Below are 233 nucleotides of genomic sequence, written 5' to 3' on the forward strand. Positions count from 1 at the left end.
ATTTCTTATATATCCAAGGATCACTATCAGAATATTGTACAGGTACTAATTCTAAATCAAAATAAAAATCCTTTCTCAATTCCATTAATTCATCAAAATATTTATAAGCCTTTTCTTTTAATTGTGGTATAATCATTAAACGCAATAATATACGTAAATTATTTTTATAAAATAATTTAGCAACTTCTTTTATATGTTCTATATTAGCATACTCTATATGTATAGATATAATC

1 protein-coding gene is annotated in these 233 nt (G+C 21.5%); it reads right to left on the reverse strand.

The annotated features are described in order from the left end of the window. Positions 1-233 (reverse strand): hypothetical protein (locus tag E6A48_RS11535; RefSeq protein ID WP_219710455.1); only part of this gene is annotated, 233 nt, incomplete at both ends.

The organism is Brachyspira pilosicoli, assembly GCF_019402445.1.
GTDB classification, from domain to species: domain Bacteria; phylum Spirochaetota; class Brachyspiria; order Brachyspirales; family Brachyspiraceae; genus Brachyspira; species Brachyspira pilosicoli_B.